Below are 14,333 nucleotides of genomic sequence, written 5' to 3' on the forward strand. Positions count from 1 at the left end.
TTCCAGCGTGGAGGGTTGGTGGGGACCGCCCGCGGACGGCCCGCCGGGCCGCAGCCTAGGGTCAACGCGCGTAGCGCGACAGGGGATGCGGGTTACGACCTGGTTGCCTTTCGCCCACGGACAGCCAGGAAACGACCGAACCGGACACTTCACCCGCCCGGGGAGCCCCGGGGAACCGTTCCGCCGCCGCGCGCGCCCCACCGCCCCGCACCCGGCCGCCGTACCGTGGACCCATGACGATCGACGCAGTGATTCCGGGACCCGGCCGGCAGATCCACGCCCTCGACGAACTCACCGCGGACCAGGCCGAGGCCGTCCTCGCACTGCTCGCCGAGGCGGCCCGCTCCGACGGCACGCAGGCCGTCTCCGAACAGGGCCGCCTCCAGCTGCGCGGCGGCCCCCGGGAGGGCGTGCGGCACTTCCTGCTCACGGTGGACGGGCAGCTCGTCGGCTACGCGCAACTGGAGGACACCGACCCGGTCGAGGCCCCCGCCGCCGAGCTGGTGATTGCCCCGGGACACCGCGGCCGGGGCCACGGCCGGGCCCTCGGCACCGCGCTGCTGGACGCCTCCGGCAAGCGGCTGCGGATGTGGGCGCACGACGGGAAGTCGGCCGCCCGCCATCTGGCGCAGGTCCTCGGGCTCACCCTCTTCCGCGAACTGCGCCAGCTCCGCCGCCCCTTGGGCCCGGACTCCGTCCCGCCGCGCGACTACCCGCCGGGTGTCACCGTCCGGGCGTTCGTCCCCGGGCAGGACGAGGAGACCTGGCTCGCGGTGAACGCCGCCTCCTTCGCCCACCACCCCGAACAGGGCTCGCTCACCCGGCGCGACCTCGACGACCGCGAGGCCGAGCCCTGGTTCGACCCGCGGGGCTTCTTCCTCGCCGAGCGCGACGGCGAGCTCATCGGCTTCCACTGGACCAAGGTCCACGCCGAGGAGCAGCTGGGCGAGGTGTACGTGGTCGGCATCCGCCCGGACGCCCAGGGCGGCGGCCTCGGCAAGGCTCTGACCGCGACCGGCCTGCGCCACCTCGCCGCCCAGGGCCTGCCGACCGCGATGCTCTATGTGGACGCGGACAACACGGCGGCCCTGCGGGTGTACGAGCAACTGGGCTTCGTCACGCACGAGGTGGACCTGATGTACCGCACCGAGTCGTAAGCACGCACGTACCTGGCGGGCCAACCGGGCAGGGGGCGGCGGGACTTGACGCCGCCCCCTCTCTTGCACCACCCTTTCACTAATCGATTAGTGAAAGGGTGGTGCAGCAGTGGTCGAGTTCCGCATCGACCGGCGCAGCGGCGTCGCCACCTACCTCCAGATCGTCCAGCAGGCCAAGGCGGCCCTCCGGCTCGGGCTCCTGGAGCCCGGCGACCGGCTGCCCACGGCACGCGAGGTCGTCGAGGCCACCGCCGTCAACCCGAACACCGTGCTCAAGGCGTACCGGGAGCTGGAACGGGAGGGCCTGGTCGAGGCCCGGCGCGGCCTCGGCACCTTCGTCACCCGGACCCTCGGGGGCGGGGCCGCCGACACCGCGCTGCGCGCGGAACTCACGGACTGGGTCGGCCGCGCCCGCGCCGCCGGACTGGAGGCGGACGACATCACGGCGCTGCTCGACTCCGTCCTCGCGGAGGACGCACCCGGGCACCACGAGACACACGACGACACGGCAGACAAGGGGGGCGGCGGATGACCGCGACGGCAGTGGAGGCCCGGGGCCTCGGGAAGCAGTACCGCAGACGAGGGCGGCCGGCCCTGGACGACTGCTCGTTCCGGCTGCCCGCCGGGCGGGTGTGCGCCCTGGTCGGGCCCAACGGGGCCGGCAAGTCCACCCTGCTCGCCCTCGCCGCCGGGCTGACCCGCCCCGACGCGGGGCACCTCACCGTCCTCGGCGGCCCGCCCGGCGCCGCCCGCGACCGGGTCGCCCACGTGGCCCAGGAGAAGCCCCTCTACCCGCAGCTCACCGTCGCGGACACGCTGCGCCTGGGCCGGGAGCTCAACCCCGGCCGCTGGGACGCCGCCACGGCCGAACGCGTCGTCGCCGAGGGCGGACTCGACGAGCACTCCCGCGTCCGCTCCCTCTCGGGCGGCCAGCGCACCCGGGTCGCCCTCGCCCTCGCGCTGGGCAAGCGTCCCGAACTGATGCTGCTGGACGAGCCCATGGCCGACCTCGATCCCCTGGCCCGCCACCGGCTGATGGCCGAGCTGATGACCGCGGCGGGCGAGCACGGCACCACCGTGGTGATCTCCTCCCACATCCTGTCCGAGCTGGAGCACACCTGCGACCACGTCCTCCTCGTCGACGGCGGGCGCGTCCGGCTGGCGGGTGGGACCGAGGAGCTGCTCGCCGCCCACACCCTGCTGACCGGACCCATAGCCGAGCTGGACCCGCACACCGTCGTGGAGTCCCGCACGACGGGCCGTCAGCTCACCGCCCTGGTCCGCCGGGAGGGTCCGCTGAACCCCGTCTGGACGACCTCGACGCCGTCCCTGGAGGAGTTGCTGATGGCCCATCTCCGCGCATCGGAGGCCCCGGCCCTGCTCACGCCCGACGCGGCGGTGACCGCATGAGCGCCCCCGCCGCCCCCGCCACGGCCGGTCCCGCCGCGACCCCCGTCCGGCGCGGGCTGCGCGGCCCCGCCTGGGTCGTGGTGCGCCAGCACCGCACCGTCCTGACCGCCGCGGCGGTCGTGCTGACGCTCGCATGGGTCACCGCGGTGGGGCTGCGCGTCTGGTACGAGGCGACGCCACCCGACGACTTCGAACGCAACGCGTTCGCCCGCACCACGGTCCGGGGCACCATCACGGCGGTCGTCGGGTGGGCGACGCTGAGCGGGACGCTCCTGCCGCCGGTCGTCGCCGCCGTCGTCGCCGGTCCGTTCATCGCCCGCGAGCTGGAGAGCGGCACCTACCGGCTGGCCTGGTCCCAGTCGGTGAGCCCGGTGCGCTGGTTCACCGTGAAGCTCGCCGTCCCCGCGATCGCGGTCGCCGTGCTGACCGCCGTCGCCACCGGCGCGTTCCGGCTGCTCTGGTCCCCGGTCTCCGGCGACGCGCCCCACACCTGGACCTCGCGGGAGGTCTTCCTGGTCCTCGGGCCGACCGTCACCGCCCACGGACTGCTCGCCGTCGCCGTCGGAGCCCTCGCCGGGCTGCTGGTGCGCCGGACGCTGGTCGCCATGTCCGTCGCCGCGCTCACGACGGGGGCCGTCCTCGCGGTCCTGGCCTCCCGGTGGACGGACCTCTGGCCGGTCCTCTCCGGGACGCGCCCCGTCGCCGACGCGTACCCCCTGCCCAACGGCCTGCTCGTCACCGACAGCGGACTGCTGACGGCGTCCGGGCAGCGCCTCCCGGAGACCACCTGCTTCCCCGACCGGCTCGCCTGCCTCGCCGAGCACGAGGTCACCGGCCGGTGGTTCGAGTACCACCCCGGCTCCCACCTCTGGCCCCTCCAGCTCGTCGAGACCGCCGTCGTCCTCGCGCTCGCCGCCGCCCTCGCGTACACCGCGCTGCGCGTCTTCCGGCGCCGCCACGGCTGAGGGCCCAGAGACCCGCCCCGGACCGGCCGCACACGGCCGGGGCCGGGGCGCCACCGGGACGGGGCCGATCGGGGGACGGCCCCGCCCCGGACCGCCCGGGCCCGGACGGACCCCCGCGGACCCCGTCCCGCTTGCCCGTACGTCATGTCGTCGTTACCGGCCATTCAGACACCCTTGCGACCCTCGGTCGATGCAGACCGCCGCGCCCGACTCCCCGAACGGGAGAAAAGCCCTCGCTCCGCCCCGCTCCGACGCGCCGCCGAGCCTCTCCGCGCGGAAGAATGGTTCCATGAGCCAGCAGCCTGCCGAGGTCCCGGTCCAGCACCCCCAGCCGTCCGTCGCGTCCATAGCGGCGCACCGGCCGCACACCGTCGCCGCCACGGTCTCCGATCTCGAACCCGACCTGGACGCGGACGCCGACACCTACGAGGACGACCCGGCGACCGGCGCCGAGCTGCCCCAGGGACGCTTCCTCGACCGCGAGCGGAGCTGGCTCGCCTTCAACGAGCGCGTCCTCGAACTCGCCGAGGACCCGGCCACCCCCCTGCTGGAGCGGGCCAACTTCCTGGCGATCTTCGCGTCCAACCTGGACGAGTTCTTCATGGTCCGCGTCGCCGGTCTCAAGCGCCGTATCGCGACCGGTGTGGCCACCCGCTCCGCCTCCGGTCTCCAGCCGCGCGAGGTCCTGGACCTGATCTGGACCCGCTCGCGCGAGCTCATGGCCCGGCACGCGGCCTGCTTCCAGCAGGACGTGTCCCCCGCCCTCGCCGACGAGGGCATCCACCTGATCCGCTGGCCCGAGCTCACGGAGAAGGAGCAGGCCCGCCTGTTCACCCTCTTCCGCCAGCAGATCTTCCCCGTGCTGACCCCGCTGGCCGTGGACCCCGCGCACCCCTTCCCCTACATCTCGGGCCTCTCGCTGAACCTCGCGGTCGTCGTCCGCAACCCGGTCAGCGGCCACCGCCACTTCGCCCGGGTCAAGGTCCCGCCGCTGCTCTCCCGCTTCCTGGAGGCGTCCCCCCAGCGGTACGTCCCGCTGGAGGACGTGATCGCGGCCCACCTCGAAGAGCTGTTCCCCGGCATGGAGGTGCTGGCCCACCACATGTTCCGGGTCACCCGGAACGAGGACCTGGAGGTCGAGGAGGACGACGCGGAGAACCTGCTCCAGGCGCTGGAGAAGGAGCTCATGCGCCGCCGCTTCGGCCCGCCGGTCCGCCTGGAGGTCGAGGAGTCCATCGACCCCTACGTCCTGGACCTGCTGGTGCGCGAGCTGAAGGTCTCCGACGCCGAGGTGTACCCGCTGCCCGGGCCGCTGGACCTGACCGGCCTCTTCGGGATCTCGGCCCTGGACCGGCCCGAGCTGAAGTACCCCAAGTTCGTCGCCGGCACCCACCGGGACCTCGCCGAGGTGGAGTCCGCCTCCGCCCCCGACATCTTCATGGCCCTGCGCGAGCGGGACGTGCTGCTGCACCACCCCTACGACTCCTTCTCCACCTCCGTGCAGGCGTTCCTGGAGCAGGCCGCGGCCGACCCGGACGTGCTGGCGATCAAGCAGACCCTGTACCGCACCTCCGGCGACTCCCCGATCGTGGACGCGCTGATCGACGCGGCCGAGTCGGGCAAGCAGGTCCTCGTCCTCGTCGAGATCAAGGCCCGCTTCGACGAGCAGGCCAACATCAAGTGGGCCCGCAAGCTGGAGGAGGCGGGCTGCCACGTCGTCTACGGCCTGGTCGGGCTGAAGACGCACTGCAAGCTCTCGCTGGTGGTCCGGCAGGAGGGCGAGACGCTGCGCCGCTACTCGCACGTCGGCACCGGCAACTACCACCCCAAGACCGCCCGGCTCTACGAGGACCTGGGCCTGCTCACCGCGGACCCGCAGGTCGGCGCGGACCTCTCCGACCTCTTCAACCGGCTCTCCGGCTACTCCCGGCGCGAGACCTACCGCCGGCTGCTGGTCGCCCCCAAGTCCCTGCGCGACGGGCTGATCCAGCGCATCAACCAGGAGATCACCCACCACCGCGCCGGGCGCCCCGCGTACGTCCGCATCAAGGTCAACTCCATGGTGGACGAGGCGATCATCGACGCCTGCTACCGGGCGGCCATGGCGGGCGTGCCCGTGGACATCTGGGTCCGGGGCATCTGCGCGATCCGCCCGGGGGTGGCGGGCCTCTCGGAGAACGTCCGCGTGCGCTCGATACTCGGGCGCTTCCTGGAGCACTCGCGCGTCTTCGCCTTCGGCAACGGGGGCGAGCCGGAGGTGTGGCTCGGGAGCGCCGACATGATGCACCGCAACCTCGACCGCCGCATCGAGGCACTCGTCCGGGTCACCGACCCGGCCCACCGCGCGACCCTGACCCGGTTCCTGGAGACGGGCATGTCCGACTCCACCGCCTCCTGGCACCTCGGCCCGGACGGCGCGTGGACCCGGCACGCCACCGACCCGGACGGGCAGCCGCTGCGGCATGTGCAGGAGATGCTCATAGACGCCCGGAGGCGCCGGCGTGCACAGCCCTGAACCGTCCCACCGCGGCACCGCCACGGCGGGTGAACAGTTGTCCCGCCACCTGCACACGCAGGCGGCGGACTTCCTGCGCAGCCTGCGCCTGCACAGCGAGAGCGGTGCGGACACGGTGGCCGCGGCGGAGGCGGCGCGCGCCCTGCGCGCGTCGTCCCGGCGGATCGGCGGAACCCTCGCCACCTTCCGGCCCCTGCTCGACCCGTCCTGGGCGGACGGCCTGCGCACGGAGCTGACCTGGCTCTCGACCGTCCTGGCCCAGGAACACGCCTGCACGGCCCGCCTCCTGCGCCTGATGGACGCGCTCTCCCGCCTCTCGGGCACCTCCCCGGTCCCCCCGGCCCGCACGGAACTCCGCCCGCTGGGCGCGGACGCGGGCACCAGCGCGGCCCGGCGGTCACCGGCCGGCAGCGGGGCCGGAACCGGCCCGCAGGCGGGAGGCGGCGACGCCACAGCCGTGCACCCGGCAGCGGCCGGGACCGCTCCCGGGGACGGCGCGGTGGACCGCCCGGCCCCGGCACCCGGGCCCGCCGGACGGGCGACGGCGGGCCCGGTGCCCGCACATGCGCAGGCCACCACGCCCGCCGGCCTGGGGCCGGCCAGGGGCGGGCCCCGGACGGGCCCGGGCCCTGGCACGGGCACCCCCCGCGAGGCCACACCCGCCACCGGCGGCGCGGCCCCGGCCGACGGCGGGCCGGCGGGCACGGTCGGGGCCCAGGACGGCAGCCCGGTCCCACCCGCCACCGGCAATCCGCGCAGCTCGGACGCGAGCACCGGCCCGGCCATGGGCCTCGGGCCCACGAGCCCGGCAACGGCGGACCCGGCCTCCACCGGCGAGGGCCCGGCAAGCCCCGGGCGGACCCCGGGCACACCGACCACCGGCAATCCGCCCGCCACCGGCGCGGCCCCGACCGCGCCCGGCACGGGCCCCGCCCCCCGCGCCGGGGGCGCCCGCGGGGCGCTCGCGGTCGGGGCCGCGCGGGCCGGGGCGCTGCTGGAGCGGCGGCTCACGCTCGCCCGGACCCGGGCCCACTCCGCCGCGCTCGGCGCCCTCGGGTCCGCCCGGTTCCACGCCGTCGCGGACGCCGTCGCCTTACTGGCCTCGGATCTCCCGCTCGCCCCCGCGGCCGCCGGACCCGCCGACGAGACCCTGCCCCTCCTCGCCGACCTGGCCGAGCGGCGGCTGCTGGACGCCGTCGCCCGGCTGCCGCTGAGCCGCGCCGCCCACCCCTACAACGCCGAGGCCCTCGGCGGCGGCCTCGCCCCCGAACCCGACGACGCCCGGCAGGACGCCCCCTGGCACGAGGTGCGCCGGCTGCTGCGGCTGCACCGCTACGCCCAGGAGGCGGCGCGCCCCGGCGCCGCCCCGGTCCTCGTCCGGGCCGCGCTGCTGCTCGACCACCACCGGGACGCCGCCGAGGCCGCCGAGGCCGCGGCCGCCGCCGCGCGGACCCCGCGCATCGCCCCGGCCACCGCGTACGCCCTCGGGGTGCTCCACGCGGACCAGCGGCACGAGGTGGAGGCGGCCCGCTTCGCGTTCCAGCAGGAGTGGCGGCACACCACGACGGCGGTGCCGGCGCCATGAACGCACGCGACCACGCGACCCACCCCGCCCCCGGCGCGCACCAGGACCCGGGCCGGGGCCAGGACCCGGGCCAGGACACCGTCCTGGCGGCGGGCTGCGTCCTGTGGCGGCACGCCCCGCACGGCGGCCCCGGCATCGAGATCTGCCTCGTCCACCGCCCCAAGTACGACGACTGGTCGCACCCCAAGGGCAAGCTCAAGCGCGGTGAGGACGCCCTCGCCGCCGCGCTGCGCGAGGTGCTGGAGGAGACCGGCCACCGCTGCGTCCCCGGCGCCCGCCTCCCGTCCCTGCGCTACCTCGCCAACGGGCGGCCCAAGCACGTCACCTACTGGGCCGCCGAGACCCGGTCCGGTTCCTTCGCCGCGAGCGCCGAGGTCGACGCCATCGTCTGGCTCCCGCCCGCCGCGGCCCGCCGCCGGCTCACCCAGCCCCGCGACCGGGACCTCGTCGACGCCCTCCTCGCCGCCCTGCGCGACGCCTGACAGCAGCCGGCCCGCCCCACCGCTCCGGGCCCCGCCGGCCCGTACCCCCGCGCGCCCCGACACACCGCCGCGCCGACAGGCCGCCACGGCCGAACGGGTCAATGCTGGGTAGTGGCACCGGGCCGCCCGACACGGTTCACCTCGCGTTCACTCTCCCCCGTCGGCCACTTCACCTGATCTGCCTAATTTCGGCCTTACACGGTGACCGGCACAGTGCCGGCCCCCCACCCCGACACACGCCGCACGGACAGCGGCAACTGGAAGGAACCCCCGAAAGTGAAGCTTCAGCGCAAGAACGGGCTTCGCGCCGCCGCGCTCGGTGCCCTCGCCGTTTCCGGTGCCCTGGTCCTCACGGCGTGTGGTTCGGACAACAACGCCGGCGGCACGGGCGGCACGGGCGAGAAGACCAGCGCTGCGTCGAACATCAAGTGCGACGACGCCAAGGGCAAGCTCATGGCCGCCGGCTCCAGCGCCCAGAAGAACGCCATGGACCTGTGGGTCAAGAACTACATGGCGGCCTGCACGGGTGTCGAGGTCAACTACAAGTCCTCCTCCTCCGGCGAGGGCATCGTCAACTTCAACCAGGGCCGCGTCGCCTTCGCCGGCTCCGACTCGGCGCTCAAGCCCGACGAGGTCGAGGAGTCGAAGAAGATCTGCAAGTCCGGCCAGGGCATCAACCTGCCCATGGTCGGCGGCCCGATCGCCCTCGGCTACAACCTCTCCGGCGTCGACAAGCTGAACCTGGACGCCGCCACCGTCGCCAAGATCTTCAACGGCAAGATCAAGAACTGGAACGACCCGGCGATCGCCAAGCTCAACGAGGGCACCGAGCTCCCGGACAAGGCGATCCAGGCCTTCCACCGCTCCGAGGACTCCGGCACCACCCAGAACCTCGGCAAGTACCTCGGCGCCACCGCCAAGGCCGACTGGCCCTACGAGGCCGAGAAGAAGTGGCCCGCCCCCGGCGGCCAGGCCGCCTCCGGCTCCTCCGGTGTCGCCGCCCAGGTCAAGCAGGTCGACGGCGCGATCGGCTACTTCGAGCTGAGCTACGCCACCTCGCAGTCCATCCCGACGGTGAACGTCGCCACCGGCGCCTCCGCCCCGGTCGAGGCCACCTCCGAGAACGCCTCCAAGGCCATCGCCGCCGCCAAGGTCAAGGGCACCGGCAAGGACCTGGCCCTGGAGCTGGACTACGCCACCAAGGCCGAGGGCGCCTACCCGCTCGTCCTGGTGACCTACGAGGTCGTCTGCGACAGCGGCAACAACCCCGAGACCCTCTCCACCCTCAAGTCCTTCCTGACCTACGCCTCCGGTGACGAGGGCCAGAAGCTGCTCTCCGAGCACGGCTACGCCCCCATCCCGGCCGAGATCAACAGCAAGGTCCGCGAGACCGTCGCCGGCCTGAAGTAGGACCGCGCGGCCGGCGGGGGCCCAGCCCCCGCCGGCCCGCCCTCCGGTGCACCGCCGCCAGGGGAGCCGTCCCGCTCCCCCACCACAGACCGGAAAGACCATGGCTTCCACGACACCCACAGACCTCACCCCGCCCCCGCCGGCGCCACCGGCCGCCGGGCTCGGGGACGGGAAATCCACCGGCCGGGCCGGGGACCGGATCTTCGTCGCCCTGTCCCGCGGCTCCGGCATCCTCGTCCTCCTGCTCATGGCGTCGATCGCGGCGTTCCTGACCTACCGCTCGGTGCTCGGCATCTCGAAGGACGAGGGCAACTTCCTCACCACCTTCGACTGGAACCCGGCCGGCGACCCGCCCGTCTTCGGCATCGCGGTCCTCCTCTTCGGCACGGTGGTCAGCTCGATCATCGCCATGGTGATCGCCGTCCCCGTCGCCGTCGGCATCGCGCTCTTCATCTCCCACTACGCGCCCCGCCGGCTGGCCACCCCGATCGCCTATGTGGTCGACCTGCTGGCCGCCGTGCCGTCGATCATCTACGGCATCTGGGGCGCGCTCTTCCTCGTCCCGTACCTGGAGGGCCTCAACCTCTGGCTCGACCAGTTCTTCGGCTGGACGTACGTCTTCGAGAAGACCGAGGTCGGGGTCGCCCGCTCCCTCTTCACCGTCGGCGTGCTGCTGGCGATCATGATCCTGCCGATCGTGACCAGCGTCAGCCGCGAGGTCTTCCTCCAGGTCCCGCGCATGAACGAGGAGGCCGCCCTGGCCCTCGGCGCGACCCGGTGGGAGGTCATCCGCATGTCGGTCCTGCCCTTCGGCCGGTCCGGCGTCATCTCCGCCTCGATGCTCGGCCTCGGACGCGCGCTCGGCGAGACGATGGCGGTGGCCACGGTCCTCTCGCCGAGCTTCGTGATCTCCCTGCATCTGCTCAACCCGGGCGGCGGCACCTTCGCCCAGAACATCGCCGCCAAGTTCGACGAGGCCAACGAGCTCGGACGGGACGCCCTGATCGCCTCCGGCCTGGTCCTCTTCATCCTGACCCTGCTGGTCAACGGCGCGGCCCGCCTGATCATCGCGCGCCGCAAGGAGTACTCGGGGGCCAACGCATGAGCCACGCAGCCGTCACGCACCCCAAGGCCGCGCCCCCCGCGCCCGGCCCCCGCCGCAGTCTGAGCAGCCGCTCCCTGCCGCGCTGGGCACCGGCCGGCTTCGCCGCCGTGTCGATCGCCCTCGGCGTCGGCATCAGCCTGGCCGCGGGCTGGGAGAGCCGGGTCCAGTGGGGCCTGATCTCCGCCCTGCTCTTCGTCGCCATCTCGTACACGGTCACCAGCGCCGTGGAGAACAAGCGCCAGGCCAAGGACCGGCTCGCGACCAGCCTGGTCTGGGTCTGCTTCGTCCTCGCGGTCATCCCGCTGCTCTCCCTGATCTGGGTCACCGTCAGCCGCGGTGTGAAGGTCCTCGACGGGTACTTCCTCACCCACTCGATGGCCGGCGTCCCCGGCTTCGAGGCGGGCGGCGGCGTCTACCACGCGATCCTCGGCACCCTGGAGCAGGTCGGCATCGCCACCCTGGTCTCCGTGCCGGTCGGCCTGCTCACCGCGATCTACCTGGTCGAGTACGGCAAGGGCGCGCTGGCCAAGGCCGTGACCTTCTTCGTCGACGTCATGACCGGCATCCCGTCGATCGTCGCGGGCCTCTTCCTGCTGTCGATCATGCTGATGTTCAACCTCCAGCCCTCCGGCCTGATGGGCGCGCTGGCGCTGGCGATCCTGATGATCCCGGTCGTCGTCCGCTCCACCGAGGAGATGCTGAAGCTCGTCCCGAACGAGCTGCGCGAGGCGTCCCTCGCCCTCGGCGTGCCGAAGTGGCGGACGATCGTGAAGGTGGTCGTGCCGACCGCGCTGGGCGGCATCACCACCGGTGTCATGCTGGCCATCGCCCGTATCGCCGGTGAGACCGCGCCGATCATGCTGCTGGTCTTCGGCAGCCAGCTGATCAACGCCAACCCCTTCGAAGGCCCGCAGTCCTCGCTCCCCTTCTACATCTGGGAGCAGTACCGCGTCGGCAGCGAGGCGTCCTACGACCGCGCCTGGGCCGCCGCCCTGGTCCTGATCGCCTTCGTCATGCTCCTCAACCTCGTGGCCCGCGGCATCGCCCGCTGGAAGGCCCCCAAGACCGGCCGCTAGGCCACCCAGGAAGTGATCCCCATGGCCAAGCGAATCGACGTCAGCGGCCTGACCGCCTACTACGGCTCCCACAAGGCGATCGAGGACATCTCGATGACGGTGGAGCCCCGCTCGGTGACGGCCTTCATCGGCCCCTCCGGCTGCGGCAAGTCCACCTTCCTGCGCACCCTGAACCGCATGCACGAGGTCACCCCCGGCGGCCGGGTCGAGGGCAAGGTGATGCTGGACGACGAGAACCTGTACGGCTCCGGAGTCGACCCGGTCACCGTGCGCCGCACGGTCGGCATGGTCTTCCAGCGGCCGAACCCCTTCCCGACGATGTCGATCTTCGACAACGTCGCGGCGGGCCTGCGGCTGAACGGCTCCTACAAGAAGAGCCAGCTGGCGGACGTCGTCGAGCGCTCCCTCAGGGGCGCCAACCTCTGGAACGAGGTCAAGGACCGCCTCAACAAGCCGGGCTCCGGCCTCTCCGGCGGCCAGCAGCAGCGCCTGTGCATCGCCCGCGCGATCGCGGTCGAGCCGGACGTCCTGCTGATGGACGAGCCCTGCTCGGCACTCGACCCGATCTCGACGCTGGCGATCGAGGACCTGATCGGCGAGCTGAAGGAGCGCTTCACGATCGTCATCGTGACGCACAACATGCAGCAGGCCGCCCGGGTCTCGGACCGCACCGCCTTCTTCAACCTGGCGGCGGTCGGCCAGCCCGGCAAGCTGATCGAGATCGACGACACCGAGCGCATCTTCGCCAACCCGTCCGTCCAGGCGACCGAGGACTACATCTCGGGCCGCTTCGGCTAGACGGGCCGCGGCCGGGCCCGGCCGCGCAAGGCGTCCTGCGGTGCTGCATGGCGGTGCCACCGCAAGGCGAAGGGCCCGCCCCCTGGTGAGGGGGCGGGCCCTACTCACGTCCACCGGCCCGTACGCTGCCCGCACCAGGGCGGACTATGGCGAAGACCACTCCGCCGACCGCACAACCTCATGATCGGCTTGCCGGTCTCCCCCGTGCACCCGCCACGGGCCGCGACCGCCGCCCGTGAATCCGAAGCACCCTGGGGGAACCTTCTTGCGCACCATCCACCGCGTGACGGCGGCCGCCTGCACCACGGCCGTCCTCGCCCTCGCCGGCGCGACCCAGGTCGCCGCCGCGCCCACCGCCAAGGCCCCCGCGGCCAAGGCACCGGCCGCCACCAAGGCCAAGGCCGCCGCCGTCCCCGCCCCCGCCGACTTCAACGGCGACGGCTACCCGGACCTGGCCGTCGGCGCCCCGAACGCCACCGTGACGGGCATCAAGCGGGCCGGGGCCGTCTCCGTGATCTACGGCTCCGCCACCGGTCTGCGCACGGACCGGCAGCAGATCACCACCCATGCCACCCCCGGCATCCCGGGCGAGCCCCGGCACCGCAGCAACGGCTGGGGAACGGAAGCCGCCCACGGCGACCTCGACCACGACGGCTACGACGACCTGGCCATCACGGACAACGGGACGATCCTGGTGCTGTGGGGCGGCCCCGCCGGCCTCTCCGGCGGCACCGAGCTGCCGGCCGGCGCCGGCACCACCGCGTCCCCCGCCATCGAGTCCTCCTCGCTGGCCATCGGGGACGTGAACGGCGACGGCAGGCAGGACCTCGTCCTGCCCGCCCAGGTCCGCTCCGCGAACGCGGGAGCGAACTGGGGGATGGCCGTGCGGTACGGCCCGTTCGACCGCGCCACCGGCAAGCCGGCCTCGGCCGTCTTCCGGGACACCAAGGCCAGGGACCAGGTGGCCGTCAGCGGCGTCCGGGTCGGCGACATGACCGGGGACGGCATCGCGGACATCGTCGCGATGGGCAACGGCGCCACCACCAGCGGTTTCAAGGCCCTGGTCCTCAAGGGCACCCGCGGCGGGCTGGTGCCCGGCGGCTCGATCGACGCCCGGCACGGCGGCCGCTTCGGGGACATCAACGGCGACGGCTACCAGGACTTCGTCGGCTCCCCGCAGCGCTTCATCCAGAAGATGACCGGCGGTATCACCGTCACCTTCGGCGGCCCCGACGGCGTCAGCCGGACCCTCCCGGCGCGCTTCTACGACCAGGCGTCCCCGGGCGTCCCCGGCGTCAACGAGAAGGGCGACCGCTGGGGCAACGACGTGGCCCTGGGCGACCTCGACCGGGACGGCTACGCGGACATCGTCGTCGGCGCCTCCTGGGAGGGCGGCACCGGGGCCGAGACCGCCGTGGCCGGCTCGATCACCGTGCTGCGCGGCTCCAAGACCGGCGTGACCACCACGGGTGCGCGGGTCCTGACGCAGAACACCAAGGGCATCCCGGACACCTCCGAGAAGTCCGACCACTTCGGCGAGGCGGTCACCGTCCTCGACGCCGACCGCGACGGCCGGCCCGAGGTCTATGTCGGCGGCAACGGCGAGAACACCTGGGTCGGCCGGGTCTGGCAGCTGCCGACCGGTCCCGGCGGGGTCATCGACACCAACGGGGTCACCGGCGCCCGGAGCTTCAGCATGGGCGCCGGCAACGGCAGCGCCCACTTCGGCCGGTGGTTCAGCCACTGACCGTCCCGTAACCCCGGGAAAGCGAAGGGGCGGGGAGAGAGGGGTGTCCCCTTCTCTCCCCGCCCCTTTCCGGCTGCCGGGCG

Annotated in this window: 12 protein-coding genes; all 12 read left to right on the forward strand. The window is 73.6% G+C overall.

Annotated elements, in window-relative coordinates:
- Positions 1–233: 233 nt before the first annotated feature.
- Positions 234–1,157, forward strand: coding sequence for a mycothiol synthase (gene mshD, locus ABZ457_RS10335; protein WP_359156015.1), 924 nt, complete (start codon positions 234–236; stop codon positions 1,155–1,157).
- A gap of 109 nt (positions 1,158–1,266) precedes the next feature.
- Positions 1,267–1,689, forward strand: a complete 423-nt coding sequence (locus ABZ457_RS10340; RefSeq protein ID WP_359156017.1) for a GntR family transcriptional regulator — start codon at positions 1,267–1,269, stop codon at positions 1,687–1,689.
- Complete coding sequence (locus ABZ457_RS10345) at positions 1,686–2,567, forward strand: ABC transporter ATP-binding protein (protein ID WP_359156019.1); 882 nt, start codon at positions 1,686–1,688, stop codon at positions 2,565–2,567. Before ABZ457_RS10340 ends, ABZ457_RS10345 begins: the two co-directional genes overlap by 4 nt.
- Positions 2,564–3,532, forward strand: coding sequence for an ABC transporter permease (locus ABZ457_RS10350; protein ID WP_359156021.1), 969 nt, complete (start codon positions 2,564–2,566; stop codon positions 3,530–3,532). Before ABZ457_RS10345 ends, ABZ457_RS10350 begins: the two co-directional genes overlap by 4 nt.
- 289 nt (positions 3,533–3,821) lie before the next feature.
- Positions 3,822–6,047, forward strand: coding sequence for an RNA degradosome polyphosphate kinase (locus ABZ457_RS10355; RefSeq protein WP_359156023.1), 2,226 nt, complete (start codon positions 3,822–3,824; stop codon positions 6,045–6,047).
- Complete coding sequence (locus ABZ457_RS10360; RefSeq protein ID WP_359156025.1) at positions 6,034–7,632, forward strand: CHAD domain-containing protein; 1,599 nt, start codon at positions 6,034–6,036, stop codon at positions 7,630–7,632. The genes ABZ457_RS10355 and ABZ457_RS10360 overlap by 14 nt, the downstream gene beginning before the upstream one ends.
- The gene (locus ABZ457_RS10365) at positions 7,629–8,114 is read left to right on the forward strand and encodes an NUDIX hydrolase (protein WP_359156027.1); all 486 of its coding nucleotides are present in this window, start codon (positions 7,629–7,631) and stop codon (positions 8,112–8,114) included. The genes ABZ457_RS10360 and ABZ457_RS10365 overlap by 4 nt, the downstream gene beginning before the upstream one ends.
- A 276-nt stretch (positions 8,115–8,390) precedes the next feature.
- Positions 8,391–9,524: a phosphate ABC transporter substrate-binding protein PstS gene (gene pstS / locus ABZ457_RS10370; RefSeq protein ID WP_359156029.1), complete on the forward strand. Its 1,134-nt coding sequence runs from the start codon at positions 8,391–8,393 to the stop codon at positions 9,522–9,524.
- 100 nt (positions 9,525–9,624) lie between these two features.
- Complete coding sequence (gene pstC, locus ABZ457_RS10375) at positions 9,625–10,629, forward strand: phosphate ABC transporter permease subunit PstC (RefSeq protein ID WP_359156031.1); 1,005 nt, start codon at positions 9,625–9,627, stop codon at positions 10,627–10,629.
- Positions 10,626–11,705: a phosphate ABC transporter permease PstA gene (pstA, locus tag ABZ457_RS10380; protein WP_359156033.1), complete on the forward strand. Its 1,080-nt coding sequence runs from the start codon at positions 10,626–10,628 to the stop codon at positions 11,703–11,705. The genes pstC and pstA overlap by 4 nt, the downstream gene beginning before the upstream one ends.
- A 21-nt stretch (positions 11,706–11,726) precedes the next feature.
- Positions 11,727–12,503 (forward strand): phosphate ABC transporter ATP-binding protein PstB, encoded by a 777-nt coding sequence (pstB, locus tag ABZ457_RS10385; protein WP_359156035.1) that lies wholly within the window; start codon positions 11,727–11,729, stop codon positions 12,501–12,503.
- Positions 12,504–12,768: 265 nt separating this feature from the next.
- The gene (locus ABZ457_RS10390; RefSeq protein ID WP_359156037.1) at positions 12,769–14,250 is read left to right on the forward strand and encodes an FG-GAP-like repeat-containing protein; all 1,482 of its coding nucleotides are present in this window, start codon (positions 12,769–12,771) and stop codon (positions 14,248–14,250) included.
- Positions 14,251–14,333: the final 83 nt, after the last annotated feature.

Source organism: Streptomyces sp. NPDC005805 (assembly GCF_040630445.1).
Taxonomy (GTDB): Bacteria; Actinomycetota; Actinomycetes; order Streptomycetales; family Streptomycetaceae; genus Streptomyces.

Bases quoted from the DNA above. Each gene is read 5' to 3' on its own strand.
- mshD (WP_359156015.1), top strand. From the start codon at position 234: ATGACGATCGACGCAGTGATTCCGGGACCCGGCCGGCAGATCCACGCC.
- pstC (WP_359156031.1), top strand. From the start codon at position 9,625: ATGGCTTCCACGACACCCACAGACCTCACCCCGCCCCCGCCGGCGCCA.
- ABZ457_RS10365 (WP_359156027.1), top strand. From the start codon at position 7,629: ATGAACGCACGCGACCACGCGACCCACCCCGCCCCCGGCGCGCACCAG.
- ABZ457_RS10355 (WP_359156023.1), top strand. From the start codon at position 3,822: ATGAGCCAGCAGCCTGCCGAGGTCCCGGTCCAGCACCCCCAGCCGTCC.
- pstA (WP_359156033.1), top strand. From the start codon at position 10,626: ATGAGCCACGCAGCCGTCACGCACCCCAAGGCCGCGCCCCCCGCGCCC.
- pstB (WP_359156035.1), top strand. From the start codon at position 11,727: ATGGCCAAGCGAATCGACGTCAGCGGCCTGACCGCCTACTACGGCTCC.
- ABZ457_RS10345 (WP_359156019.1), top strand. From the start codon at position 1,686: ATGACCGCGACGGCAGTGGAGGCCCGGGGCCTCGGGAAGCAGTACCGC.
- ABZ457_RS10350 (WP_359156021.1), top strand. From the start codon at position 2,564: ATGAGCGCCCCCGCCGCCCCCGCCACGGCCGGTCCCGCCGCGACCCCC.